Origin of the sequence: Candidatus Centipeda massiliensis (assembly GCF_900290285.1) — a bacterium.
In the GTDB taxonomy this organism is placed as follows: domain Bacteria; phylum Bacillota; class Negativicutes; order Selenomonadales; family Selenomonadaceae; genus Centipeda; species Centipeda massiliensis.
On the sequence record NZ_LT985755.1, the window covers coordinates 348,275 to 373,341 of the forward strand.

General features: G+C 57.7%; 23 protein-coding genes. All 23 read right to left on the reverse strand.

Annotation, left to right across the window (positions count from 1 at the left end; genetic code table 11):
* Positions 1 to 34 precede the first annotated feature (34 nt).
* Positions 35 to 760, reverse strand: a complete 726-nt coding sequence (locus C8273_RS07675) for a WecB/TagA/CpsF family glycosyltransferase (protein WP_106627314.1) — start codon at positions 758 to 760, stop codon at positions 35 to 37.
* Positions 761 to 825: 65 nt separating this feature from the next.
* Positions 826 to 2,634 (reverse strand): aspartate--tRNA ligase, encoded by a 1,809-nt coding sequence (gene aspS / locus C8273_RS07680; RefSeq protein WP_106627148.1) that lies wholly within the window; start codon positions 2,632 to 2,634, stop codon positions 826 to 828.
* A 1-nt stretch (position 2,635) separates the two neighbouring features.
* Positions 2,636 to 3,901 carry a histidine--tRNA ligase gene (hisS, locus tag C8273_RS07685; RefSeq protein WP_106627149.1) on the reverse strand — a complete coding sequence of 422 codons (1,266 nt, stop codon included), beginning with the start codon at positions 3,899 to 3,901 and terminating at the stop codon, positions 2,636 to 2,638.
* Positions 3,901 to 5,406, reverse strand: coding sequence for a coproporphyrinogen dehydrogenase HemZ (gene hemZ / locus C8273_RS07690; RefSeq protein WP_106627150.1), 1,506 nt, complete (start codon positions 5,404 to 5,406; stop codon positions 3,901 to 3,903). The genes hisS and hemZ overlap by 1 nt, the downstream gene beginning before the upstream one ends.
* Positions 5,403 to 5,885, reverse strand: a complete 483-nt coding sequence (locus tag C8273_RS07695) for a Fur family transcriptional regulator (protein WP_106627151.1) — start codon at positions 5,883 to 5,885, stop codon at positions 5,403 to 5,405. Before C8273_RS07695 ends, hemZ begins: the two co-directional genes overlap by 4 nt.
* Positions 5,886 to 6,010: 125 nt before the next feature.
* Positions 6,011 to 7,465, reverse strand: a complete 1,455-nt coding sequence (pepD, locus tag C8273_RS07700) for a beta-Ala-His dipeptidase (RefSeq protein ID WP_106627152.1) — start codon at positions 7,463 to 7,465, stop codon at positions 6,011 to 6,013.
* A 90-nt stretch (positions 7,466 to 7,555) separates the two neighbouring features.
* Positions 7,556 to 8,026 (reverse strand): FMN-binding protein, encoded by a 471-nt coding sequence (locus C8273_RS07705; protein ID WP_106627153.1) that lies wholly within the window; start codon positions 8,024 to 8,026, stop codon positions 7,556 to 7,558.
* 2 nt (positions 8,027 to 8,028) lie between these two features.
* On the reverse strand, positions 8,029 to 8,688 hold the full coding sequence (locus C8273_RS07710) for an ABC transporter ATP-binding protein (protein WP_106627154.1): 660 nt from the start codon (positions 8,686 to 8,688) through the stop codon (positions 8,029 to 8,031).
* A gap of 13 nt (positions 8,689 to 8,701) precedes the next feature.
* On the reverse strand, positions 8,702 to 9,835 hold the full coding sequence (locus C8273_RS07715) for an ABC transporter permease (RefSeq protein ID WP_106627155.1): 1,134 nt from the start codon (positions 9,833 to 9,835) through the stop codon (positions 8,702 to 8,704).
* Between the two features lie 3 nt (positions 9,836 to 9,838).
* Complete coding sequence (locus C8273_RS07720; RefSeq protein ID WP_106627156.1) at positions 9,839 to 11,122, reverse strand: ABC transporter permease; 1,284 nt, start codon at positions 11,120 to 11,122, stop codon at positions 9,839 to 9,841.
* A 21-nt stretch (positions 11,123 to 11,143) separates the two neighbouring features.
* A complete protein-coding gene (locus C8273_RS07725; protein WP_106627157.1) occupies positions 11,144 to 12,409 on the reverse strand; it encodes a DUF2318 domain-containing protein in 1,266 nt (421 codons plus the stop codon).
* Positions 12,410 to 12,530: 121 nt separating this feature from the next.
* A complete protein-coding gene (locus C8273_RS07730) occupies positions 12,531 to 13,100 on the reverse strand; it encodes an iron transporter (protein WP_106627158.1) in 570 nt (189 codons plus the stop codon).
* A gap of 51 nt (positions 13,101 to 13,151) precedes the next feature.
* Complete coding sequence (locus C8273_RS07735) at positions 13,152 to 14,348, reverse strand: FTR1 family iron permease (protein WP_106627159.1); 1,197 nt, start codon at positions 14,346 to 14,348, stop codon at positions 13,152 to 13,154.
* Positions 14,349 to 14,381: 33 nt separating this feature from the next.
* On the reverse strand, positions 14,382 to 15,032 hold the full coding sequence (locus tag C8273_RS07740; protein ID WP_106627160.1) for an energy transducer TonB: 651 nt from the start codon (positions 15,030 to 15,032) through the stop codon (positions 14,382 to 14,384).
* The gene (locus tag C8273_RS07745) at positions 15,033 to 15,443 is read right to left on the reverse strand and encodes an ExbD/TolR family protein (RefSeq protein WP_106627161.1); all 411 of its coding nucleotides are present in this window, start codon (positions 15,441 to 15,443) and stop codon (positions 15,033 to 15,035) included.
* A complete protein-coding gene (locus tag C8273_RS07750; RefSeq protein ID WP_106627315.1) occupies positions 15,433 to 16,020 on the reverse strand; it encodes a MotA/TolQ/ExbB proton channel family protein in 588 nt (195 codons plus the stop codon). Before C8273_RS07750 ends, C8273_RS07745 begins: the two co-directional genes overlap by 11 nt.
* Positions 16,021 to 16,225: 205 nt before the next feature.
* Complete coding sequence (locus C8273_RS07755) at positions 16,226 to 17,422, reverse strand: pyridoxal phosphate-dependent aminotransferase (protein ID WP_106627162.1); 1,197 nt, start codon at positions 17,420 to 17,422, stop codon at positions 16,226 to 16,228.
* Positions 17,423 to 17,494: 72 nt separating this feature from the next.
* On the reverse strand, positions 17,495 to 18,883 hold the full coding sequence (locus tag C8273_RS07760) for an aminopeptidase (protein WP_106627163.1): 1,389 nt from the start codon (positions 18,881 to 18,883) through the stop codon (positions 17,495 to 17,497).
* A 12-nt stretch (positions 18,884 to 18,895) separates the two neighbouring features.
* Positions 18,896 to 19,858 carry a tRNA dihydrouridine synthase DusB gene (gene dusB / locus C8273_RS07765; protein WP_199821030.1) on the reverse strand — a complete coding sequence of 321 codons (963 nt, stop codon included), beginning with the start codon at positions 19,856 to 19,858 and terminating at the stop codon, positions 18,896 to 18,898.
* A gap of 5 nt (positions 19,859 to 19,863) precedes the next feature.
* Positions 19,864 to 20,631, reverse strand: coding sequence for a type III pantothenate kinase (locus C8273_RS07770; protein WP_106627165.1), 768 nt, complete (start codon positions 20,629 to 20,631; stop codon positions 19,864 to 19,866).
* A 15-nt stretch (positions 20,632 to 20,646) separates the two neighbouring features.
* Entirely contained in the window at positions 20,647 to 21,618 is a 972-nt protein-coding gene (locus C8273_RS07775; RefSeq protein ID WP_106627166.1) for a biotin--[acetyl-CoA-carboxylase] ligase, read from the reverse strand.
* A gap of 91 nt (positions 21,619 to 21,709) precedes the next feature.
* Positions 21,710 to 23,077 (reverse strand): bifunctional glycosyltransferase/class I SAM-dependent methyltransferase, encoded by a 1,368-nt coding sequence (locus C8273_RS07780; protein ID WP_106627167.1) that lies wholly within the window; start codon positions 23,075 to 23,077, stop codon positions 21,710 to 21,712.
* Between the two features lie 9 nt (positions 23,078 to 23,086).
* The gene (locus tag C8273_RS07785) at positions 23,087 to 24,952 is read right to left on the reverse strand and encodes a glycosyltransferase family 2 protein (RefSeq protein WP_106627168.1); all 1,866 of its coding nucleotides are present in this window, start codon (positions 24,950 to 24,952) and stop codon (positions 23,087 to 23,089) included.
* Positions 24,953 to 25,067: the final 115 nt, after the last annotated feature.

Sequence of the window (25,067 nt, forward strand, 5' to 3'; positions counted from 1 at the left end):
TGGAAAGCCTATTCTTTGTCCACAGATACGGCGCTTATTTTCGTGAGGCGTGTACCTTCAGTACAAATTTCGGCAATGCGAGCAGCCGTCCCGCGCGCTTCGGCTGAAGCAGCCCACGGAAGAGCCATTCGAGCTTTGCCTTCTGCATCCAGCGCGGTGCGCGCTTCATCACGCCCGCCATGACATCAAGCGTCCCGCCGACACCAATCGCAACGGGTACGTCAAGCGCTGCGAGATGTGCGGCGATCCACTTCTCCTGCTTCGGTACGCCGAGGGCGACAAGCAGGAGGTCAGGATTTGCTCGCCGGATCTCTTCGATAATCGCTGCGTTATCCGACTCTTTGAAGAAGCCGTTGCGCACGCCGACGATTTCAATGCCGGGATACAGCGACTCCGCCTTTGCCTTTGCCTTCTCCGCAACTCCGGGTGCAGAGCCGAAGAAGTAGACGCGCCGCTCCTCTGCGGGTGCGCGGCGCAGTAGTTCCTGCGCGAGATCATAGCCCGCGACGCGCTCGGGCATCGCGTGTCCCAGATGGCGCGCCGCCCAGACCGTCCCCGCTCCGTCCGGCACGACGAGTGCCGCCGCATTGAGGATATCACAAAGCTCCTGATCGTGCGTCGCACGCATAATCATCTCCGCGTTTGCCGTGGCAATCATCACGCCCGTGCGCGCGTCCATATAGGAACGCACGGCATCGACCGCCTCTGCCATCGTGACCGCATCGACCTCCACGCCCAGTATATTGACCCGCTTAGCCAAGGAGTACTCCCCCCACATCGTCAAAAGAGAGCGTCAACTGCGGACGCCCTCCCTATATTCAATCGTTACTGCGCAGCATTCTCCGCCTTTTTCTTCGGCACAGCCGTGCGGATGTAAAGTTCACGCAGCTGCTTCTCGTCAACGGGCGACGGAGCTTCGCACATGACATCCGACGCACTCTGCGTCTTCGGGAACGGAATGACATCGCGAATCGAGCGGCGCTTCGCCATAATCATGACAAGGCGATCCAGCCCGAATGCGAGACCGCCGTGCGGCGGCGTGCCGTACTCAAACGCGTTCATCATGAAGCCGAAGCGCTCGCGCGCCTCCTCCGGTGCAAAGCCAAGCGCCTCAAAGACCTGCTCCTGCAGATCGCTGCGATAGATGCGCAGACTGCCGCCGCCGATCTCGACGCCGTTCAGCACCATGTCATAGGCATTCGCCTTAACGCGTCCAGGGTCGCTCGTGAGCAGCGGAATATCCTCCTCGCGCGGCGCGGTGAACGGATGGTGCATCGCCTTGTAGCGCTTCTCCTCCGCACTGTACTCGAACATCGGGAAGTCCACGACCCAGAGGAAGGACAACTCGTCGGGGTTCATCAGATTGCGGCGGCGCCCCATCTCAAGGCGCAGTTCGCCGAGCGCCTGTGCCACGACGGCGGGTTGGTCGGCGACAACGAGAAGGAGATCGCCCGTCTTTGCCCCGACAGCGTTCTTGATCGTCTCGAACGTCTCATCGGAGTAGAACTTCTTGAAGGGTGACTTTACGCCCTCCTCCGTGTACTGAATCCACGCAAGCCCCTTCGCCCCGTAGTTCTGGACATACAGCACGAGATCGTCAAGCTCACGGCGCGGGATGTTGGCATAGCCCTCGACGTTGATGACCTTGACGCGTCCGCCCGCCTCCATGACGGCATTGAACACCTTGAACTCCGAGCCGCCGACGTAGTCCGTGATATCCTGCAGCTCCATGCCGAAGCGCAGATCGGGCTTGTCCGAGCCGAACCGCTCCATCGCCTCGTCCCACGACATACGGCGGAACGGCGTTTCAATCTTGACGCCCATGCTCTTGTCGAAGAGTTCCTTCACCATCTCCTCCATCAGCGTGAGGATGGAGTCCTGATCCATAAAGGACATCTCGATATCGAGCTGCGTGAATTCGGGCTGACGGTCGGCACGCAGATCCTCATCGCGGAAGCAGCGCACGATCTGGAAATATTTCTCGAAGCCCGAGACCATCAGCAGCTGTTTGAAGATCTGCGGCGACTGCGGCAGCGCGTAGAACTCGCCCGCATTGAGACGGCTCGGTACGAGAAAGTCGCGCGCGCCCTCGGGCGTACTCTTGCAGAGCATCGGTGTCTCGATCTCAAGGAAGCCGTTCCGATCAAAGAAGTCGCGCATGATCTTCGTCACACGATGACGCAGCATGATATTCGCCTGCATCTCGGGGCGGCGCAGATCGAGGTAGCGATAGCGCAGACGGATCATCTCATCCACGTCAATGCCGTCCTGAATGTAGAACGGCGGTGTCTTCGCCTTGTTCAAAATCCGCAGCTCGTTTACAACGACCTCGATCTCACCCGTCGCCATGTTCGGGTTCACCGTCTCCGCACTGCGCGCACGCACTGCACCGCGCACACAGATGACGAACTCCGAGCGCAGCGTCTCCGCCTCGTGGAACGTCCCCTCTGCCATTGCCGCCTCGTCAAAGACGATCTGCACAAATCCGGAGCGGTCACGCATATCGACAAAGATCAGCCCGCCGTGGTCACGGCGGCGCGATACCCAGCCGCACAGCGTTACCTCCGTGCCGACCTGTTCCTTGCGGAGCGTGCCGCAGTCATGTGTCCGTTTGAGTCCCTGCATCGTTTCCATCTCAGCCCTTCACCTCAGAAATCAATCGTTTTACCATATCGTCAAGAGAATATGTCTCCTGCGTACTCTCCGCCATGTTACGAACAACTGCCGTCCCTTGCGCGAGTTCATCCTCACCGAGAATGACGGCATAGCGCGCGCCGGACTTGTTCGCCTGCTTCATCTGCGCCTTCATGCTGCGCCCCGCATAGTCCATCAAAGCGCGTACGCCGCCCTGCCGCAGATTGTGCAGCAGCGGGAACGCCGCAGCTGCTGCCGCCTCCCCGAGTGCGATGATAAACACATCGGCTGCAGCGGGACGCGCGGGCAGGAGATGCTGCTGTTCGAGCGCGAGCAGCACGCGCTCCACCCCCGCCGCAAAGCCCACGGCAGGCGTTGGATTCCCACCGAGCTCCTCGACAAGCCCGTCATAGCGTCCGCCGCCCGCAACGGCACTCTGCGCACCGAGCGGCGGATAGGCGATCTCGAACGCCGTCCGCGTGTAGTAGTCAAGCCCGCGCACGAGACGCGCGTCAAGCTCATACGTGATCCCCGCATGCGTCAGATGTGCCTGCACCGCATCGAAGTGAGCGCTGCACTCCTCACACAGGCAGTCCGTAATCGCAGGTGCATCTGCCATAAACGGCTGATGTGCGTCCGCCTTGCAGTCGAGAATCCGCATGGGTCTTATGGTATAGCGGCTTTGACAGTCACCGCAGAGTGACGCCAGATGCTCCTTGAAATACGCCTGCAGACGCTCCCGATAGACGGGACGGCAGGTTGGGCAGCCGACCGAGTTCAGCTTGAGCGTCAGCCCCTGCAGCCCGAGTGCCGTGAGAAAGTCGTACGCGAGGAGAATCGCCTCGGCATCCACGGCGGGGCTCCCCCCGCCGATTGCCTCCACGCCGAACTGGTGGAACTCGCGCATACGCCCCGCCTGCGGGCGGTCGTAACGAAACATCGAGCCGATGTAGAAGAGCTTCTGCAGCCCGCCGTCCGCATAGAGTTTGTTCTGCAGATAGGCGCGCACAGCGGATGCCGTATTCTCCGGACGCAGCGTCAGGCTGCGGTCACCGCGGTCGGTAAAGGTATACATCTCCTTATCCACGACATCCGTGCCGTCGCCGATTCCGCGCTGAAACAGCTCCGTATGCTCGAACAGCGGCGTACGGATCTCATGATAGCCATAGCGGTCGCAGAGATCGCGGATCACGTTCTCCACGCATGTCCACGCGCCCACTGCATCGGGCAGTATATCCTTCGTTCCCCGTGGCGCATTTGTCAGCATTAGGGCGTTTCCTCCTCGTATTCCGCGCGCAGAAGCGCGCGGCGCTTTTCAATGTAGATGTCAATATCGCGCAGATAGGTCTGGAGATCCTTTGCGTTGAACACCGCGTGCATACGTCCGCTGCGAATGCCGAGCACCTTCGTCGTGGCGGCGCCGCCGATGCCGATGATCGTCTGACGCTCCTCCATGATCTGAATGTTGTAGATGCTCTCCGCCCCCGCGCGGGCATAGCCGACGTTCTCAAGATCGCCGCTCATATAGCCCTGCCGATAGAGATAGTACGGCCGGTAGCCCGCCTCCTCCACCGCGCGCACAGCGACCGCGCTCATGCGCTGCGTCTCTGCATCGGATGGCAGCTCGACGTGCTCAGTCTCCATCTTGCGTCTGAGATTCGAGCCACGCTTGAGGGCAAGTGCGTGGAGCGTGATATCGTCGGGCGCAAGCGCCGTCACCGCCGCCACTGTCCGCTCCACATCCTCTGCCGTTTCCCCCGGGAGTCCCAAGATCACATCCATATTGATGTGGACATCGAACGCCGCACGGATCTCACGCACCATGCGCACGATGTCGTCGGGGCTGTGGTGACGCCCGATGCGTTCGAGCGTCTCCGCCCGCATGGACTGCGGGTTGACGCTGACGCGCGTCACGGCATGCTCCCGCATGGCGGCGATCTTCTCCGCCGTCATGCTGTCGGGGCGCCCTGCCTCCACCGTAAACTCCGCAATATGCGATCCATAAAACGCATTATATACCATTTTGATCATTTCGGCAAAAAAATCATTTGGAAGACTGGTTGGCGTTCCTCCGCCGATGTAAATGCTCTGCACCGTGAGACCAAGTGCACGTACATCCTCCGCTGCCGCATCAAGGTCGCGTGCGAGCACATCCATAAAGGAGCGCAGCTTCTTCTCCGAGGGAAGCAGATTCGATGGAAAGGAGCAGTAGAGGCAGCGCGAAAGGCAGAACGGAATGCCGACGTAAATGCTCACCGTCCGCACATCGCTCTGCGCGAGAAACGGCAGCTGACGCACGGCGACATCGGTGATGAGCCGTGCCTTGCGCGGACTGCAGTCGTAATCATCCCCAAGGCGTGCAGCGATTGCCTCGGGCGACAGCCCCGTACGCAGCCATCGGTGCACAATCTTTGTCGGGCGTACCCCGTGGAGAATGCCCCATGGCGCAGCCGGCAGTGCAAAACGCACGCGGAAAAACGCGTAAACATTCCGCTTGATCGCGCGGTGAACAGCGGCGCGTGCAATTTCATCCGCCTTGCCCTCCGATGTGAAATAAAATTTCTCACACGCACCGTCATTGGCAAAAAGAAAGACCTCGGTCATAACAGAAGGCGGCTCACAGCCCGACTGCCGGTTCACCACCGACAGTTGGGCGTAATCCGCCTCCCCTGCCCGCCCGACGATCTCCACCTTGAAGAGCGTCAGTACCTCACGGACAATTTTGACTATGACCTCGGCGCTGCTGTTGATTGTGAGCGACCGAATCTTCACGCCTTTTTCTGCTTCTCCTGACATTTTTTGCATACGCCGAAAAATTTCGCCTGATGGTTCTCGACCTTGAAGCCGGTTTTCTGAAAAATATCCTCTTCCAGATGATCGAGCATATCCTCCTCGAACTCCGAGATCTCCTTGCACTCTGTGCAGATCAGATGATGATGGAAATGCTGATTTGGGTCAATCGGATTCAGTTCGTAGGAATACGACCCCTTGTTGCGTTTGTCGAACTCCTTGCCGAACTCGATTTTTTGCAAAATCCCAAGCGACACGAGAATTTCGAGGCTGCGGTAAACCGTCGCAAGCCCGATCTCCGACTCCGTACCGCGCAGGATATCATAGATCTTCTCAGCACTCAGATGCTCGCTCGGATGATCGAGGATCACCTGCAGCACGATCTGACGCTGTGGCGTCATTTTGCGCTGCGTCGCCTGCAGACGCTTTTTCAAATCTTCCATCGTATAGGTATCTGCCATACTTTTTCCCTCCATGTGTTATTATATAATAACTCTCCAATATATAATCACAATCAATGAGAATAGTATAGCACAGTGCACAAGTTTTTTCTATAAGAGATGGAAAACTAATTGAGAATATCCTTTTATGCCTTCTCCTGCGCGATGCGACGCAGCGTCTCCATCATCAGCTTTGCCTCCGGAACAATCGTCGTGACATCCACGCGCTCTTCCGGCGTGTGAATGCCCGTTGTCGTCACGCCGATGGACACCATATCGAGATCGGGATTCTTCGCCGCGTGCCAGCTTGTCTCAAGCCCCGCATGAATGCTCTCGATGGTCATCTGTGCTCCGCCGTTCTGCGCCGCATAAACCTCGCCCATCATCTTTGCAAGGACGCTGTCCTCACGCTCGCGCCACGCCGGCGACTGTGCGCCCACAAGGAGCGTAAAGCCCATGCGCTCCGCCATTGTCCGCGCCGCCCGCACGATCTCATCCAGACGCTCATTCACTGAGGAGCGCGGGAAAAACTGAACTGCCGCCGCCATATCATCCATGTGGAGAACGCCAAGATTCGCCGAGGTCTCCACCTTGCCTGCGTGGAGGCGCGACATATCATGAACGCCCGTGTGCAGGAGTGTAAGGAGCGCAATGAGATCATGCTGCTCCGCTTCGCCAATGACCTTCCCCGCATCTTCCACCGCATGAAGCGAAAACTTCATTGCAGGGTCTGCCGCACCGTAGAGTGCATGGAACCGCCGCTCCTCTGCAACAAGGATGTTGACCATCTCGCGTTCGCCGATTGCCGTCCGTATGATGGCCTCTGCCGTCGGTGGGATGGCATTGCGCGCCGTTCCGCCCGTAAAGGAAACGATCTCGATTTTTCGATGATCTTCGAGTGCCTGCAGAGCAAGTGCGAGCGTACGGATCGCGTTGCCGCGCCCGTCACCGATGCGCTCCCCCGAATGTCCGCCGCAGAGCCCCTCCACCGCGATGCGGTAGGCGGGCAGCTCCGATTCCCTGCGCGAAAGCACACGCGAAAAATCGAGGTTGACACTGCCTGCGCTGCCGACCGTCATGATGTGATAGTCCTCGGAGTCGCAGTTGATGAGGAAGCGCGCATTCTTCAAATGATCGGCACTGAGATAGCGCGCTCCTGTCATGCCCTGCTCCTCATCGACCGTGATGATGGCGCGCAGTGGTCCGTGTTCCTCCGAGTACTGCATCACAGTCAAGATCTCTGCAACGCCGATGCCGTCGTCGCCGCCGAGGCTCGTGCCGTCTGCCGTCAGCGCATCCTCCGTACGGACAAGCTTGATCGGATCCTTCAGCGGATCGTAGGCGACGCCCGGCTTTGCTACACAGACCATATCCATGTGCCCCTGCAGGATCGTGCACGGCGCAGCCTCACAGCCCTTCGTCGCGGGCATCTCCGCGATGATGTTCAGCGCCTCGTCCTGCGTCACCGTGCAGCCGATCTCCTCGAAACGCTTCTTGAGGTAGTCGCTGACGGCTTTCTCATGTCCCGAGGGACGCGGTATGCGCGTCAGTGCCTCAAATTCTTTAACGACCGTCTCCAATAATTTTGCATCGTCTATCATAATTCTTCCTCCTATCTAAATGCTATCCCACATTGTACCACAGACAAAAAGAAGCCGCCACACATCTCTGTATGACAGCTTCTATTTTATTTACTTCTTCGCCGCTTCGACCGCCTTTGCGACAGCCTCGTTAAACTGGTCGTAGCTGACGGTCGCGCCCGCGATGGCGTCGACCTTCGCGAGATCCTTCTTGCTCTCCAGTTGGCTTGCATACGACCCGATTGCCTTGTAGGCGTTCTGCGCCTTCTTGCGGACGCCCTCGGGTTTATCCGCGCCGTAGTTCTCGTCCTTCACCTTGCCGTCCTTGTCAAAGCCCGTATGGACGACCTTTGTGATCGCACCGTTCGCAATCGTCAGCTCGACGTGCGAATGCCCAAGCTGTGCGTGCTCGGAGCTGTCCCCCGCGAACGTGCCGTCCTTTGCCCCCGTCAAGTCTACGGATACCGCCTGTGCGGCGGGTTTTGCATCCTCCTTCGGGGCTTCCTTCTTCTCATCGCCGCAGCCCGTAAGCATCACACCGATGGAGAGGAGCACCGCAAGTCCCAACGTCGTTTTTTTCATGCTCATGCCGTCCTTTCACGCATGTGTCCATGCTCAATGATGACGCAGCGCTGCGCCTCCTCGCCGACCTCGGCGGAGTGCGTAACGGTGAGGATCGTGTGCCCCTCATCGTGCAGCTCATGGAAGATCTTCATGACGAGCTTTTGATTCTTCTCGTCCAGGTTGCCCGTCGGCTCGTCCGCGAGGATGAGGACGGGATAGTTGATGAGCGCACGCGCAATGCAGACGCGCTGCTGCTCACCGCCCGAGAGCTGGCTCGGCAGATGGCTCGCACGGTCGGCGAGTCCGACACGCTCAAGTGCCGCCATCGCCTCGTCACGGTCGGGCATACTGTGGTAGTACTGCGCGACCATGATGTTCTCGACCGCCGTGAGGTACGGGATCATGTGGAACTGCTGAAAGACGATGCCGATCTTGTCGCGGCGATAGCGCGTCAGTTCCTCCGGCGTCGCATCCGTCAGCACCTCGCCGTCGAGGATGACCTCTCCGCTCGTCGCGCTGTCCATGCAGCCGATGATGTTCATGAGCGTCGACTTGCCCGAGCCGGAGGGGCCCATGACCGCAAGCCATTCGCCTTTTTCAACCTTCAGATTGACATCGTCCAGAGCAAGCACCTTTTCATTGTACGCCTTGGAAACGTGCCGCAGTTCAAGCAAACTCATGCGTTATTCCTCCTCATTCGCCGCGCAGGATAATCGCGGGATCTACATTCGTCGCAATGCGCACGGGTAGGAGCGATGCAAGCCCCGTGACAAAGATGGACATGACAAGCGCGACGACGACAATAGTCGCCGAGAACTCGATGCCGCGCCCGAATACGTTGACGCTGACACTCTGGGCAAAGAGATAGCCAAAGCCCGAGCCGAGCACGCCGCCGAGCGCACCGAGAAGGCACCCCTCGCCGAAGAACTCAGCGACAATGTGACGGTTGTCCGCACCGAGTGCCTTTTTCAGACCGATCTCGCGGCGACGCTCCGTCACAATCGCCATCATCGTGGTCGAGACGCAGATCAGCGTCAGGACGAGGACGACGACGGTGACGATGAGCACGAGTGCCTGCAGTTTCCCGAGCACCGTGCCCTCGGACTGTGCAATCTGCTTGACGAGCTGGGGCTGAACGCCGGGGACATCCGTGCGAATCTTCTCCTCTGCGCGCGTCAGCTCATCCTGCCCCGCGACAACGGAGACCTGCGCGAGGCTCAGCTCGCCGGGGCGTTCCTTCATGCTCTGCATATCGGGCAGGGAAACAAAGACAAAATTCTCTTCGTTTCCGCCCGTGCGGACGATGCCGGACACGCGGTAATCACTCACAATCGTGCCCTCGCCGCCCGATACGGTAATCGTATCGCCGGGATTCACGCGCAGCTTCGCCGCAACCCCCGCGCCGAGCAGGATCTCCTTCTCGCCCGGTGTCGGCCAGTCGCCGCGAATCTGCCAATACGGGCTGACCTCCTGCAGGACGGCGAAGTCCGTGCCGCCCGCCATCACCGTCTGATGGTTGATGAGAAGGGTATCATACAGGAACGGTGTGATGCCGACGATCTCATAGCCCGAGAGGGACTTGCGCACGGCGGCAACCGAATCCTCCTGAATCGCGCCCTTGTCTGTCCCCGGCAGGATAAGGAGGTTCGCACCGTAGGCGCGGAACGCACGCCCCATCTGTTCGGGGACTTCCTTGTAGACCGTAATCATGCCCGAGATGATCGTCGCCCCGATGGCAACGGCGAGCAGAGCGATTGCCATGCGTGCACGCCGCCGCAGCAGGGAATTGGCGACCATGATAAAGAACATTTTATATCGATTCATCATTCATCACCTGCCATAGAGAACCTCTGCCGGCTGCAGCGACAGAAGCATACGAATCGCGGGCACGCTCCCGATAATCAGCACGAGCGACATGAGCACGGCAATGATCGGAATGACGTACGGATTGACTGCAATGCCCGAGCCAAAGACATTCTCACCAATGAGCTGGGCAAAGCCGAGTCCCACGACGTAGCCAAGAATGCCGCCGAGGATGCCTGCAATAAAGATCTCCGCGAGAACGGAGAGCACGACGGCGCGATTCGTCGCGCCAAGTGCCTTCAGGAGTCCCAGCTCGCGGCTGCGCTCCATGATGTTCGCACTGATGAGGTTGCTGACGCCAAGGCTCGAGGAGAGCAGCGACAAAACCGTAATCAGCAGCATAAGGAGCTGCGTCTTGCCGAGAATCTTGCCCTCGGACTCTGCGATCTGGCGCACGGGATGCGCCGCCGCATTGTGCATGACCTCCTCAATCTGATAGGCAATCGATCCGACGTACGACGTGCAGTACCAGATATCATACTCTGCCTGCGAGAGTGACTTCGGATTCTCCGCCGCCTTGCGCGCAAGATCATTCTCCGGCGTCGTCATTGCACTGACCTCCACCTGATCGATCTTGCCTGCCGCATTCGCAAGCTCTTGTGCACAAGCGAGCGAACCGACGATCTGATTCTCCTCCTCGCCGCCGCCCGAAAGGATGCCGGTAACCATCAACGTGCCGTCCGAACCGTCCGACTTCTTGTAGGAAATCGTACTGCCTGTGGTAACGCCGAGCTTCTGTGCGAGCTTCGTACCGACGAGTACCTGATCCGTCTGCGTATCATCCGCCCAGCTGCCATCGACATGCCACCACGACTTCATGAATTTCACGCCCGTGGTATAGACCTCATCCGTCGGCAGCGTGAGCGTGTGCTCGAACCACGTGCCGAAGAACGGAACCGTCTCACCGTCCGCGAGCGTGATGTTCGTCGTCAATGACGGTGAGAACGCCACGATATTGTTCGTCCAGAAAATCGTCTTGATGTTGCCGAGATCCGCCTCATCCAAATACTCGCGATGTGTGCTCTTCGTCGTCTCCACGCCGTAGAGATCCTTGAGCACCATCGAGTTGCGGGGCGTGACCGTGATGTTCGCACCGAATGCCTTCAGCTCCTGATTGACCTTCTCACCGATGTCGAACATGACATTCAGCATGGCAGTCGCGAGCGAGACGCCGAGCGCAACCGTCAGTGCGATGAGGATAAACCTTCCGCGCTGACGGATGAGCGCCCCTTTTACCATTTGCCAAAACATGGCTTTCCTCCTCTCATGCCGTCACCGGAAGTGAATGCGTGCCGCTTCCAGCGTATCCGCCGAGATCTGCACGCTGCCGCCCGCTACGCGGTACTCCACGGGGATCGGGTTGCAGCCGCCCGGGAGGCCAATCGTCGCCTTGTTCATGACAACGTCGCAGAGGCGGCAAACAATCTGTCCGTCACGCTCGAAGTAACCCGTCGCACCGCAGATCTCACATGCGTCAAGACCCACACCGAACGCGGAGCCGCCCTTCTGTACGATGATGACACGCACATCCGTTCCATCCGAAGCGCGAAAGGCATAGCGGTGGAGATGTCCGTCGGAAACCTCCTCAAGCGGAATCTGCACGAGTCCGTCCTCCGCCTTGACCGCAACGGCAGGGACAAGCTGCTCCTTCTTGTTCGCATACCAGCCGCCGACACTTGAAATGAGTATCGTCAGAACGAGCATTGCGAGAAGCCCTGAACCCCAACGCTTGCGCCGAATCGCACGCGCGAGCAGCTGACGGTACTGCGCGGGATTTGCCCAGAGCGGACGCTCGGGGCGTGGCTGCAAAAAGAGCGTAATGGGCACGAGAATGGAAACGAAGTAGACGACATAGATGATTTTGTTCTGGTTATCGATAAACGGCGCCATAAAGGGGATGAGCGCCTCCGCGCCAAATACCTGCCGCGCCATCATAACCGTCATGACAAAGATGATCTGCTGCACGGCGGTCGCAGCGATCTGCACGGTAAAGACAAAGACGAGCCGCCCGTGATTAAGCGCCGCCGCCGCATGATACGCCAGATACCCCGAGAGGAAGCCGAGGAAGATGCCGCCGAGAAAACCGAGCATCTTGACAAAGAAAATGAGGGTAAAGTAGTCCCCCATCGCAACCTGAACCGTACCAACAGGGATCAGCCAGAGTTCAAGTCCGTGATAGAGGAAGATACCAAGTGCAAGCGCCCCCGTCCCAATACGGAAGACGCGCTCCTCCTTCGTTGTCCATTCACGATGCAGACTGCGCAGGAGGATCGTACAGAGAACGAGCGCGCCCACGAGATCGACACCGATCGCCATGCTCTCGAAAATCTCGCGATTGACTGCGGACTTTGTACCAACACGCACGGCAGTCATAAAGAGCGAGAGGAAAAACCCCCACTTCAAAACGCGCACAAACGTATGGCGGATGCTTTGATTCGGCAGGGGCAGAATGATTGCAAGCAGAATACCGAGCGGCACGGCGAGCTTGATGCTCTCTTCGAGCGCCGGTACCAATTGTTGTAAAAACGCCTGTAACATTGTAATAACCCTTTCCTACTAGAAAAGCCGCCGTCCCCGAAGGACGGCAGCCATTCTAATTCCGGCAGGACAATGTGCAGCACAGGAATCCCGCGCCGTCATCGTCCGGGAGCAGCTGAAATTACCACTTACGCGGAACGTATTTGAACACCCAGCTCATCTTGACCGGCTCGGTCCAGAAATGACCCGGAACGCCCGTCTCCTTGTCGGTGTGGAGCATGTAGTTCTGACGTGCGGGACTGTCGATCGAGAACTCGCAGTCATAGGTGCCCGCGCCGAGCATCTTGACATTCGCGCCGTAGTGCGGGCCGTCGTCTGCGCTCATCGGCATGAAGACGCCCTCAAGGCTCTCGCCCGTCTCACGCTTCGTGAACTTGTAGTGCACCGTCAGATAGGGAATCCACTCGCCGACACCGAAGCCGCAGTCATTGCCCTCAGTTGCATGGATATCCGTCTCAATGTGGATATCTGCCTGATCTGCCGGGAGGCTCATGCCGGCAGGCTCCATCGTGACCGGCTGGAAGTACACGAGCGCAACCTTGAAGTGGTTCGTCGTATCCTCGATCTCGTCGCCGATCGGGAACTCCTCGAATGCTGCTTCGCTGACATTCGCATTGATCGCGAACGTGGAGAACGCGACAGCACCGATTGCAAGTGCCTTCTTGAGCATGCTGAAACTGGATTTCTTCATGGGATAATCCTCCTTGGTAAAGATGAACACTGCTCCCTCTTACGGGAAAGATTACGCCTCTGCCGCAGCAGAGCGTTTTCTATATGATACCATTGCGGCAGCAAACGCAATCAGCAGAAGCTGCGGCACAACGGTTTCATAGGTGGGATAAAGTCCGAGCAGATCAATGCTCGGCACGGGAATCGCCTCAATGACGGATGTGGAGATCACATCTGCCTCCTGCAGTTCCTTGAGTCCGCCGCCGAGGAAGGTGACCGCAAGGATAAACATAAATGCGCTCGTCACCTTGAAGAACGGGCCAATGGGAATGCGCAGCGCACCGCGCTGCATGAGGAAGAAGAGCAGAGCAAGTGCGGCACACGCAGCGACAAAGCCGCCCCAAATCATGTCGACATCGCCGATGGCGTTGTTGAAGAGTGCCTGATAGAAGAGAATGACCTCCGCACCTTCACGATAGACGGCGAGGAATACCGCAAACCCGAGGGCGCGGGACTTGCCGGTCGAGAGCGTCAGCTTCACCTGCTTGTCAATATAGGACTTCCATGCCTTGGCGTTGGACTTGCCGCCCATCCATGCTGATGTACCCAAGAGGACAAGCACGGCGAAGAGAGCGGTACAGCCCTCGATGATCTCACGCCCGGAGCCGGTCGTCGTCGTATTGTCAAGAACTTCAACAAAAAGATAAGCCGAGATAAAGCTTGCAATAACCCCGACAATCGCCCAGTTGTAGACCGTGGAGAGTTCCTTCTCGTGCCCGGCACGCCCGAGATAGGCGATGATGCCGACGAGCACGAGGATCGCCTCAACGCCCTCACGCAGAAGAATCAGAAACGCCTGCAGGAACATCCCCCAGCCGCCCGACTGCACACCCGCCGTTTCAAGGGTTGTCACTTCCGTCTGAACCATATCGAGAAGTTTCTTTCCCTCGGCCTCTACCTCGGACTGCGGCGCACCCGCGCGGATCGCCTTTTTCAGCGTGTAGAACTGGTACTCCGTGAGGTTCGCACTCTTGGAGGAGATCCCGCTGCGCACGGCACTCTCAAGGCCGTCCTTTTCGTAGATGCCGTAGTAAATATCATTGACGGCATCCTTCGCCCCCTCCGCATTGCCCGTTTGGTAGATGGTATAGACATTCTCCATTTCAGCGGCGATGTGGTCGTGGATCTGCTGCCATGTCTGCGCAGCATCGGTGGACGCCGCCGGCAGAAACAGGCAAAGAGCCATAATAAACACAAAGAGTTTTCTCATTGGATTGCTCGTTTCCTCCCATTCTCGTGCACGCTATTTGATGTTGCGCGCAGGCTTCATGTTAAAGTAAACAGGGCACTGCATATCGGATTCCATCGGCTGCCCGTTCATATCCTTCGCAGGCTCGAACTTCCACTGCTTCTCGACAATGCGCCGTGCCATGCGGTCATAGAGTGCATTTCCCGAGGAAACCTGTATGCGCGTGCTGATGACCTTTCCGTCTGTGCCGATGCGTGCCGAAACGGCGATGCGTCCCTTGAACTGAATCACGCCGTATGGCGGCTGCTCTGCATGAAGGATCTTGCCCGGCATGCCGATCTGCTTGCCCTCGCCGGAGCGCAGAACCTTCGGTTCCTCCGGCTTGTCCGCCGTTTCCTCGACTTCCTTCAGGATCTCCGTAATGGCTTCCTCAGGAACCTCCGCCTCAACCACGGCAGGTTCCTCTTCCACCTGTTCCGGTTCGGGCGGTGGGGGCGGCGGCGGAGGAGGTTCCTCCTCCGGCTGCTCCTCCTCGGGAGGACCTGGATCATCCGCGAGTTCGACCCACTCCATCGGCTCCTCCTGCGGAGGTGCTTCCAGCGCTTTGAATACGTGCGGAATCAGGATCGTCAGAAAGAGCCACGCAATGATGTGAAAGAAGAACGCGAGAACAAAGGCGAGACGCCAATGTGTCTGATAGTGCACTCAGACCCCTCCCGTCTCCGTCGCGATGGACACATGACGCGTCCCCGCTTCCTTGAGCGCATCGAACACGGTAACAACGAACTGATAGTCCGCCTTGCGGTCACCGCGCACGACAAAGACCGTATCGGGATCATCCGCAAGCTGTGTCTTGACCCGCGCCGTCAGTTCCCGCGTCGGCTCCTCATCACGGTCGAAGAGCACCTTGCCGTCCTCCGTCACCGTAATGGATACAATGTGGGGACGCGTATCCTGCTTTGCGCTCGCCGCCTGCGGGAGACTCACCTGCACCGTGCTCGCGTTCACCATATACATCGTACTGAGCATAAAGAACACGAGCAAAAAGAGCATAATGTCGATCATCGGGATAATCATGACGAGCGGCTCGCGCACCTCATGAAAATTACGACGCATGAGAACGCCCTCCATCCGTTGCGGCAAAGCCCGCCAACAAGGTATTCATTGTCTTTTCAAGCAGCGTCAGCATCGTATCCATGCGCTGGGCAAAATAGGTATGCACAACAAGCGAAAAGATCGCGACAAGCAGTCCCGTCGCCGTTGCAACGAGCGCCTCACCGATGCCGCCCGTAATCGCCATTGGCTGCCCCGCCTGCAGGTTGAAGACACTGAACGACTGGATCATACCCGAGATCGTACCGAGGAGTCCGAGCAGCGGTGCAAGCGTGACGATTGTCGAAAGGTAATTGAGACGTGCGCGCAGCAGCATTGCCGCCTCGCCGTATACCGCCTCCAATGTCATGGGGACATCCTCCCCCGCTGCACGCGCATCAAGCGCACTGTTCACAAGATAGGCGACCATATTGTCCTTGTCTTTGGCGGCAGACGCGGCTTCCTCCACCTTCCGTCCCCGCAGCGCCTTCGAGACATCCGCCTCAAGCGCCCGCGCACCTTGCGCGGCACGACGGTAGAGCAAAAATCGATCAATCGCAATCGCCGCCACCGTGAGCGAGCACAGGAGCAACAAGTACATTACCGGTCCGCCTTTTTCAAAGAGTTCTGCACTGGTCAAAAAGAACACCTTCCTTATCAAATGCACAGATATATGCGTAATTACCTATGGATTCGTTGTATATCATTGAGAATGATACACCTTGTTAGACGTAAGTCGCTATTAAGTATAGCTCCATGGAGAGTGATTGTCAATATAAATTTAATGAAATTATCAGTATCAATCCTCATTCATGTGTTTCATTGTATGATTTTGCCAACTTTTGAAAACGCGGCAGGGCGCGTTCAATCATTGCCGTGCGTACGCAGTATGCCGCACGGAAGTATCCGGGACAGCCGAAGTCCCGCCCCGGTACAAGGAGCAGATCAAACTCCCGTGCCCGCGCGCAAAATGCCGCATCATCCTTCTCAAGTGCCTTTGGAAAGAGGTAGAAGGCTCCCTGTGGCTTCATGCAGGAAAAACCCGCGGCAGTCAGCCCTTCATAGAGCAATGCCGCATTGTGTGCATACGTGCTGAGATCGGCCGTCTTTCCTACGCAGCGCGCGATAACGAGCTGCCAAAGGGACGGCGCGTTGACGTGCGTCAGGACACGCGCTGCACCTGCAATGGCACCGTAGACGCGCGCAAAATCCGCGACAGAATCCGGCACAACGATGTAGCCGATGCGCTCGCCCGGCAAGGAAAAGGACTTGCTGTAGGAGTAGCAGACAATCGTGTTGTCATAGTAGAGCGGAATGCACGGGACGGTATTACCATCGTAGACAATCTCGCGATACGGCTCATCTGCGATGATAAAGATCGGATGCCCGAACTCCGTCTCCTTTCGGCATAAGAGTTCGGCAAGCTGACGAATGACCGACACGCTGTAGACCGCACCGCTCGGATTGTTCGGCGAGTTTATGATGACGGCTTTTGTGTGCGGTGTGACTGCCGCTTCGAGTGCCGTGAAGTCGATCTGGAAATCATCCGTCTTCGCGGGCACAACGACGAGCCGCCCCCCGCACGCCTCGACAAAGACGCGGTACTCCGGGAAGAACGGCGCAATCGTGACGAACTCATCGCCCGGCTCCGTCAGTGCCTTGCACGTGATTGTCACGGATGCTGCTGCGCCCGCCGTCAAAAAGAGATTTTTCCCTGCAAACTGCGTTCCGAAGCGCTTGTTCAGATCGGCGGCCAGCATCTCGCGCACCTGTGGCTTGCCGGGGGCAATCGTATAGCCGTGCACCTCCATCGGATCACTGTGTACGAGGATGTCGATGGCGGCATCGCGGATGAAGTCCGGCGTTGGCACGTTCGGATTGCCGAGACTGAAGTCAAAGACATTCTCCGCACCGACCTGTGCCGCACGCATCTGTCCGTATTCGAAGATCGTGCGGATGGTGGACTTCTTCGTGCCAAGTTCATACATCTGTTCCGAGACCATATAATGCACTCCTTTTTCAAAAGAAAGGGTGCCCCCGCCACCATACAACGGCAGGGGCACCTGCAACCCGACTCACGCATTCCGCAGGAATACGTCGTAGCCCTTCTTCATCTCGTAGATATCCACCTTGCTCGTGACCTCCCACGGCGCGTGCATGCTCATGACAGCGACACCATTGTCAATGACATCCATGCCATAGCGCGCCATGATGTAGGCGATTGTACCGCCGCCGCCAAGGTCGACACGCCCAAGCTCCGCAAGCTGATAGCTGACGTTATTTTCGTCCATCATGCGGCGCAGCTGCCCGAGGTACTCCGCGCTCGCATCGCTCGAACCGGACTTGCCGCGCGCACCCGTGAACTTGTTGAACACCATTCCGCGCCCGAGGTAGGCGACATTTTTCTTTTCGAATGCGTCCGCATAGAGCCCATCGTAGGCGCTCGATACATCCGAGGAGAGCATCTTCGAGTGCGCGAGCGTGCGGCGCAGTGCGATCTCCGTGTACTGTCCGCAGGCGGAGAGCACCTCTGCGACCATGTTCTCAAAGAAGCGCGACTGCATCCCCGTCGCGCCGACGCTGCCGATCTCCTCCTTGTCCACAAGCAGACAGCACGCCGTGCGCTTTGGCGTATCTGTCTCAAGCATGGAGCGGAGTGCGGTATAGGAGCAGACGCGGTCATCCTGCCCGTAGCCGAGCACCATGCTGCGGTCAAAGCCAAGCTCACGTGCGCGCCCTGCGGGAACGAGCGTCAACTCTGCCGAGTTAAAGTCCTCCTCAGCAATATCGTAATATTCCTTGAGGAGCGCGAGGATTCCATCCTTGACGGATTCCTTGTCCTCCTTTTTCAGTGCGTAACCACCGATAAGCACGTCCAGCTTCTCGCCCTCAATGACCTTCGACGCCTTTTTCTCAAGCTGCTCCTGCGAGAGATGAATGAGAAGATCGGTCACGCAGAAGACGGGATCGTCCGCCTTCTCGCCGAGCGTGATCTCCACCACCGTGCCGTCTTTCTTCACGACAACGCCGTGCAGGGCAAGTGGGATCGTCACCCACTGGTACTTCTTGATGCCGCCGTAGTAATGCGTGTCGAAATACGCAAGACCGTTATCCTCATACAGCGGATTCTGCTTCACATCGAGGCGGCAGGTGTCAATGTGTGCGCCGAGGATATTCATACCGCGCTCCATTGGCTCCGTACCGATGTGGAAAAGGACAACCGCCTTCTTCATATTGACGGCGTAGACCTTGTCCCCCGCCTTGAGCTTGGCGCCCGCCGCAATCACGTCTGCAAGGTCACGGTAGCCCGCCGCCTGCGCCAGACGTACCGCCTCCGTCACACTCTCGCGCTCCGTCTTGCAGTCCGAGAGGAAATCAATGTAGCCGCGCGCGAGTTCATCGACTGCAGCGCGCTCCGCCTCCGTGTACTTCGACCAGACCGAAGTCTTCTTATCGTCACTCATATATATCCCTTTCTATAGATCCCACGCATCGCGCAGAATATTGACAAACTCCTCACGCGACGCCGCGCGGTTAAATCGCTCACGCAGCTCCGCACTTCCTTTCAGACCGCGCGTATACCATGCCGCATGCTTTCGCATCTCACGGATGCCGATGTATTCGCCTTTATAGCCGACAAGCAGATCGAGATGCCGCAGGATGACCTGTGCACGCTCCGTGCGTGTCGGCGGGGGCAGCTCCTCCCCCGTGCGCAGCCAGTGAATGAGCTGCGGGAAGATCCACGGATTCCCCTGTGCTCCGCGCCCAATCATGACGGCATCTGCGCCCGTTATGTCGAGCGCACGCGCGAGATCGACGGGACGGCGAATGTCACCGCTCACGATCACGGGAATATTTACGGCACGCTTCACCTCGGCAATCGCCGCATAGTCTGCGTTGCCGCTGTAGAACTGCGCGCGTGTACGCCCGTGCACGGCGACGGCATCCACGCCGATCGCCTCTGCCATCCGTGCGATCTCCACGGCGTTGCGCGAGGCATCGTCCCAGCCGAGCCGCATCTTCACCGTGAACGGCAGCTTCGTGGCGCGGCGGATCGCCGTGAGAATCTCCTCCGCCTTTTTCGGCTCACGCATGAGCGCCGAGCCCTCGCCGTTCTTCACAACCTTCGGTGCGGGGCAGCCCATGTTAAAATCCAGAATATCTGCCGTGCCAATCTCCTCGATGTAGGCAGCTGCCTCCGCCGCCATCGCCGCCGACTTTGCGAAGATCTGCATGGCAATCGGACGCTCGCCCACCTCCGTCTTTAGCATCTTCATCGTATGCTCGTTGCGGTAGTGGATCCCCTGGCTGCTCACCATCTCCGCAAATGCGAGCGGGCAGCCCATATCGTGCGCAATCACGCGGTACGCGGTATCCGTTACCCCCGCCATCGGCGCGAGAAAGACGGGATCATCAAACGTGAACGCGCCTATTTTCATCGGACTCACGGCTGATTCCGCTCGTAGAGAACGCGCAGCCCCGTCAGCGTCAGGAAGTGATCGACTTTGTCAATCGTCTGTGATTCCTTTGCCACCATACGCGCAAAGCCGCCCGTCGCGACCACCTTCATCTCCATTGCAAGCTCTGACTTGATGCGTCGGACAATTTCATCAATCTGCCCGACGTAGCCATAGATGATGCCTGCCTGCATGCCCTGTATCGTGCTGCGGCAGACGACCGTCTTCGGTGGCACAAGTTCGATGCGCGGCAGCTGTGCCGCACGCTGAAAGAGTGCCTCAGCACTCGATCCAAGCCCCGGCGCAATGACGCCGCCGAGGAAGTCCCCGTTCTCCGCCACGATGTCGAACGTCGTCGCCGTCCCGATGTCGATGACAACGAGAGGGCCGCCGTACTGCTCGTGTGCCCCGACGACATTGACAATGCGATCCGCACCAATCGCACGCGGATTTTCATAGTTCAGGCGTATCCCGGTTCGTATGCCGGGGCCTACGATCAGCGGGCGGATGCGGAAATACCGCTCGCACATCTTGCGCAGGGGAACGACGAGCGGCGGCACAACTGAGGAGATGATGATTGCCTTGATATCGGACATCGCAATGCCCTGATAACGAAACAACTCATTGAACAGAATGCCGTATTCGTCGCCCGTCTTTTGCCGATCCGTCGAGATGCGCCAATGCCGCAGGAGTTTTTTCCCCTCGTAGGCGCCCATGACAATATTGCTGTTGCCGATGTCCAGTACTAGCAGCAATTTCTTTCCTCCATACTATTTCTTCGGGCGGATGGATACATCCCCCGCTAACACGCGCCTTCTCCCAGTCTCTGTATCAATCAGAAGGGCTCCCTCTGCGTCGATGTCCGCCGCAACGCCCTCGAACTCCTCGCCTGCGGGCGCAATCACACGTACCGTCTGCCCGAGCGTCACCGCGTATTCCCGCCATGCCGCCAAGACGGGTGCAAAGCCCTCCCGCTGCACATCTGCATAGAGTTCGTCAAGCGCTCGCAGGAGTTCCTGCAGGAATGTCACGCGCGGCAGCGGCTCCCCCTTCATCTGCATAAGTGACGTAGCGACGGATCTCAGTTCGGCGGGGAAATCCTCCGGCGCGATGTTCACATTGATGCCGATCCCGATCACAACGTAGTTGACGCGATCCATCTCCGCGCTCATCTCCGTGAGGATCCCCACGAGTTTGCGTCCATCGTGCAGAATGTCGTTCGGCCACTTGATCGCCGCGCGCAGTCCAAATTTTTCCATTGCACGCGCAACCGCAACCGCAGCCATCAGCGTGCACTTCGGCGCATCCTGTGGCAGAAATGTCGGGCGCAGGAGGATACTCACCCAGATCCCCTTGCCGGGCGGCGAGAAAAAGGAACGCTCCATGCGCCCACGCCCCGTCCCCTGACTGTCCGCGACGACGACCGTACCGTCCTCCGCGCCGCTGCGCGCAAGCTCTTTCAGCACAAGGTTGGTCGAGTCCACGGCATCGTATGCAATGATCTTTCGCCCGATCAGCTGCGTCTCAAGCCCCTGTGTGATTTCCGCCTCAATCAGGCGATCCGGTGCCGCACGCAAAGCATAGCCGCTGCGCGGGGCACTTGCGATATCGTAGCCTGCATTACGCAGTGCGGCAATCTTCTTCCAGACTGCTGCGCGTGTTACGCCAAGCCGCTCCGCCATCTTCTCCCCCGATATATAGCCACCCGCCGCACGCAGCAGCTCCAACACATCCCTACTCATGGAACACCACCCAATCGAAACGCCGTTATCCGCCCTATTATAGCGCAGATAACGGCGTCCTGCCACAAAAATATGGAAAAATACGAACCCACTACTCACGTACTGCGCGGAAAAGCCATTGGAAGGTATCCACGTCCTCCGGGTCTACATGAACGTTGCGCAGGGAAAGAATCTCCTCGCGAAATTCCCGCAATAATTGCTCAAAAGGATGTCGCTTGCCCCTGATCTCATCAATGACAAGCTCAGCACCTTCAAACAACTTAACTAGCTCGTACTTCGTAAAGAAACGATAATGTGTACGGTCTAAGAGTCCCATATCCTGATACGTCCAGCATCCGCTGAGGACATTATAGAGATTGCTGATATGCGCCACGTTCGGAATGCTCGCAATAATTGCCCCGCCTGATACGAGCAGTTCACGCATATTGCGGATCGCCGTCCATGGATCGAGCAAATGCTCAATCACATCGCCCATTACAATGTAGTCAAACCGCTCCGAGATTTCTGCAGGATCCAGATTTTCCACGTTCATGGAGAGAATCGTGGCAAACGGCGCAGCAACAGCAGCGGCGTGTTCGTTTAGTTCCACGCCATAGAGTCTCGCCGTGGGGTTGTGCATGCCAATCTCCCGCAGCGTCGCGCCGCAGGCACAACCAATCTCAAGCACACGCAGCCCCTCACGTTTCAGATCCATCATCTGAAAGAGATCCACGCGCGGATGAAATGAATAGTCAAGGGATACGCCCCATTTGGAGCGGAACATCAAACGTTCCCGTTTCTGCAGCTGATCGTATTCCGGCGGCTCCTGTGCAGGAATACTCTCCTCATGATGCACATAGGCACCCATCAAGGAGGCAATTCCATAACCCGCACGGGTCATGCGGATCGTATAATCATACGCCGCAAGCGCGGGCACTGTAAATTGCTCATCCAGAAAACCCGCTGCCTCTGCCGCATCCCGCCGCACCATCAGGGCAAACATCTCCGCAAGAATCTCGGGGTAGAGCGCGCTTTCTCGTGCGCGAAGTTCCTCTGCAACTGCAGCAAACTCCTCCCATGACCGATACTCCGACGGCGGAGCAACACGCGAACGCTCGTATGTACGAGAAGCGACAGCACTCACCGCCCCCACGGTGGGGTTCTCGATCAGGGCATCCAGCATATCCTCTGCCGTATGCGGCGCGAGCAGGACATCCGCATGGAGAAAGAGCAGCACCTCTCCCACGGACGCACGAAGCCCTGCATTCACCGCATGAGAAAAGCCATGTCGCTCCGCACTGCGAAGAATCCGTACATCGTCCCCCGCCGCCGTAACGACAATTCCTGCATCTTTCGAGGGTCCGTCATCGACAATGATCATCTCGTATGGAAAGCGTACTGTATTCCGTATTGCCGCAAGGCATTGATTGAGCTGATCGCCCATATTGTGTACGGGAATAATAATGCTTAGTTTTGCCATAACAGCCTCTCATCGTTGAATACAAAAGACAACGGTATCGCCCAGCAGAAAATGATGCAGCTGCTGACGATTCTCACCTGCACTGTCCAGAATCTTTACGGCAAGCTCTTCAAACGCCGTCATATCAGCAAAGAGATGCGGGCATCTCGCGTATCCAATGCGAACGGCATCGGACGAAAAGCGTTTGTTGACCTCTGTAATAAGGCGTTCCACGGGAAATACCCGCCGCCCATCCATCGGCAGAATACTGTCATAAGTGTCATGCGGGGTGTTATTCGGCAGGCTCTCCATCGTCCGCTCAAAGCTGTTGTAGTTGTGCAGAGAGGCATAGACGAATCCGTGCGGACGGAGGTGGTCATGACATCCTTGAAAGAACGGAATGATACGTGAAATCGGCAGATTGTTGAGCGGTGCGCCGACAACGATCATGTCATAGTGCACATTCTGTTCCGCAAAGAGATGATCCAAGGACTCCATACAGATGGTTTTGTCCGCCATATATTTCGTATCCTCCATGTATGCCGGATCGATAACAATGGCATCCAGTGTGACCGCCCGTCGAAGTTTACGAAAATAATTGCGGATCTGAAGAAGCCCCTCGCCAAACATCGGCTCGATAACGAGTACGCGCGCGGGAAAAGCGTCTGCGGACAGATCTTTGATAAACGCGTCCATAAAGTGCAGATGCCCGCGCGACTCCCACGGATCGACCTTCCACTTTTCGCGAAAGACGGGGCGCATGGAAACAATGCTCTTGTAGTTGCCGCGCTTGGTGCGCACCTCGTTCAGCGTGACTCCGCCAAAGTGGTGAATGAAGGTATCCTTTGCGAGGATCTGGTGAAAGCCCGAGCGGCGCAGCATTGCCGAGAAGTCATCGTCCTCAAAATCGCACATGACATAGCGATAGTCGGCACGAATCTCGGGTACGTCAAAGAGATTCGGCACGACGCTCACAAACGGCATGAGAACAGCGCGATCTTCCCAGAGAAGTGGATTGGACACGTTGTGGTGGGCGGCAAACGCCTCCATCTCCCCCATCGCCTCAAAGGTATTGTCATAGCTGACCGGGATTCCCTGATGGTTTGAGATGCAGTTTTCATTGCAGGTCGGCACAACCCAGAAGACATCCTTCTCCGCCGCATGAACAGCAAGCAGATTTTCGAGCCAATGCGGCGTTGCAACCGCATCGTTTGAAAAATAGACGACATACGCCCCCTCGGCAATGTGACGGGCAATGCCCCAGCCGAGATGATTGTATACGTTGTACTTCAGATTGATTTTCTTCTCATGCGGAAGACTGTTGAAGTATGCCTCCGTTTCATCGGACGAACCGTCGTTGATCGTGATGAGCTCAATGTCTCCCCGTGCAAAATCCGTATGACGAAAGAGACTTTCGATCGCACAGCGTGAGAACTCCACCTTATTGTAAGCGGGTACGATGATCGATATGCGGTACTTGAAGTCCGTTCGTCGCGGCCGTTGGCGCGCCGCTGCAAAGGCAGCGATCGTCTCCTGGAGATATGACGCATCCCTCTCGGGATGCCGCAGAATATGATATTCCAGATCAAGCTGGCAGCCGAGATCCAAAAAGAGTGGGCGCACCTCATATGCAAAGATTTTTCGCGCTTCCTCGACAGCGTTCACAGACAATACCTTTCCCGCCGAATGTGCTGCATTCAGCGCATAGCGGCGGCATTTCTCGACGAGCGTTCCCTCCTCCCGTGACAGACAGTCCGCCACGGACTCCATCGCCGCAGCAAAGTCCGTCAGTACCTGCCGCGTCTCCTCCGCAAGCACATCATGCACGTCCAGCGCGCGCCCGACATAATCGACCGCCTCTTCGGCTGTCGTCATGATCTCCTCATACCACTGCATACAAACCTCTCTTTGCATCGCTGCCCCAGATCGGGAGCACGGATCAATGCGGCACCAATTCCGCGAACTACACAGTATCAGTAATTCCTCTATACTATCGTCAAAACGTCGAAAA

Coding starts and splice junctions, on each gene's coding strand:
- aspS (WP_106627148.1), bottom strand. CDS start 2,634: ATGGAAACGATGCAGGGACTCAAACGGACACATGACTGCGGCACGCTC.
- hisS (WP_106627149.1), bottom strand. CDS start 3,901: ATGCTGACAAATGCGCCACGGGGAACGAAGGATATACTGCCCGATGCA.
- C8273_RS07695 (WP_106627151.1), bottom strand. CDS start 5,885: ATGGCAGATACCTATACGATGGAAGATTTGAAAAAGCGTCTGCAGGCG.
- pepD (WP_106627152.1), bottom strand. CDS start 7,465: ATGATAGACGATGCAAAATTATTGGAGACGGTCGTTAAAGAATTTGAG.
- C8273_RS07705 (WP_106627153.1), bottom strand. CDS start 8,026: ATGAAAAAAACGACGTTGGGACTTGCGGTGCTCCTCTCCATCGGTGTG.
- C8273_RS07710 (WP_106627154.1), bottom strand. CDS start 8,688: ATGAGTTTGCTTGAACTGCGGCACGTTTCCAAGGCGTACAATGAAAAG.
- C8273_RS07715 (WP_106627155.1), bottom strand. CDS start 9,835: ATGATGAATCGATATAAAATGTTCTTTATCATGGTCGCCAATTCCCTG.
- C8273_RS07720 (WP_106627156.1), bottom strand. CDS start 11,122: ATGTTTTGGCAAATGGTAAAAGGGGCGCTCATCCGTCAGCGCGGAAGG.
- C8273_RS07725 (WP_106627157.1), bottom strand. CDS start 12,409: ATGTTACAGGCGTTTTTACAACAATTGGTACCGGCGCTCGAAGAGAGC.
- C8273_RS07730 (WP_106627158.1), bottom strand. CDS start 13,100: ATGAAGAAATCCAGTTTCAGCATGCTCAAGAAGGCACTTGCAATCGGT.
- C8273_RS07735 (WP_106627159.1), bottom strand. CDS start 14,348: ATGAGAAAACTCTTTGTGTTTATTATGGCTCTTTGCCTGTTTCTGCCG.
- C8273_RS07745 (WP_106627161.1), bottom strand. CDS start 15,443: ATGCGTCGTAATTTTCATGAGGTGCGCGAGCCGCTCGTCATGATTATC.
- C8273_RS07750 (WP_106627315.1), bottom strand. CDS start 16,020: ATGTACTTGTTGCTCCTGTGCTCGCTCACGGTGGCGGCGATTGCGATT.
- C8273_RS07755 (WP_106627162.1), bottom strand. CDS start 17,422: ATGGTCTCGGAACAGATGTATGAACTTGGCACGAAGAAGTCCACCATC.
- C8273_RS07760 (WP_106627163.1), bottom strand. CDS start 18,883: ATGAGTGACGATAAGAAGACTTCGGTCTGGTCGAAGTACACGGAGGCG.
- dusB (WP_199821030.1), bottom strand. CDS start 19,858: ATGAAAATAGGCGCGTTCACGTTTGATGATCCCGTCTTTCTCGCGCCG.
- C8273_RS07775 (WP_106627166.1), bottom strand. CDS start 21,618: ATGAGTAGGGATGTGTTGGAGCTGCTGCGTGCGGCGGGTGGCTATATA.
- C8273_RS07780 (WP_106627167.1), bottom strand. CDS start 23,077: ATGGCAAAACTAAGCATTATTATTCCCGTACACAATATGGGCGATCAG.
- C8273_RS07785 (WP_106627168.1), bottom strand. CDS start 24,952: ATGCAGTGGTATGAGGAGATCATGACGACAGCCGAAGAGGCGGTCGAT.